Source organism: Confluentibacter citreus (genome assembly GCF_002807055.1).
Lineage (GTDB): Bacteria > Bacteroidota > Bacteroidia > Flavobacteriales > Flavobacteriaceae > Confluentibacter > Confluentibacter citreus.
The window spans coordinates 1-534 of the sequence record NZ_NIXN01000047.1 but is presented as its reverse complement, the minus strand read 5'-3'; the positions used below and the strand labels follow the sequence as shown (position 1 = coordinate 534).

The 534-nt window shown below is 33.1% G+C and carries 1 protein-coding gene; it reads right to left on the bottom strand.

The genetic code is table 11. From position 1 onward, the window contains the following. Positions 1-129 precede the first annotated feature (129 nt). A complete protein-coding gene (locus tag CDH49_RS15585) occupies positions 130-510 on the bottom strand; it encodes a hypothetical protein (RefSeq protein WP_100616449.1) in 381 nt (126 codons plus the stop codon). Between the last annotated feature and the right edge of the window lie 24 nt (positions 511-534).

Genomic DNA, 534 nt, shown 5'->3' with positions numbered 1-534 from the left:
TCGTGTATGGAAAGTTGCGTGTTTGTGGGCGAGGATTTTCCGAAGGAAAATCGGAAGCCGGCAAACAAGCACCCAACTTTGTGTTAACTAAAACTAGCAATTTTTTATACACGGTGTTGGCTACAGTTTTTAATTTTCCGCCCAATTAATTCCGTTCCACATTTGTCCGTTGTCATAATATTCTAATATAGCTTTTTCTGCCAATTGAATGTCAACTAACCAATTAGATGGGTATTCGTCCATTTGTCCATTACTTAACAAAAAGTCAACAAAAAGGTCGGACGAGTTTTCCAAAATCAAAGGCGTATAACATTTTTCATTTTCTAAATCTTGAAACATTAGGAATGCTTTATTTTTTATTTTATTGGTCAAAATAGTAAGAGCCGTTTTTTCTTTTTCATATATACAAATTTCGTTAAAATCGTTTTTCGCTCCGCTTTTAATTAAATCGGTCAATTCAAGTTCCGAGTTAATATCAATTTCTAAATTATTAAAGATGCACTTTGTCATTTCTCAAATTGTAGCCAACGTGTT

Coding starts and splice junctions, on each gene's coding strand:
- CDH49_RS15585 (WP_100616449.1), bottom strand. CDS start 510: ATGACAAAGTGCATCTTTAATAATTTAGAAATTGATATTAACTCGGAA.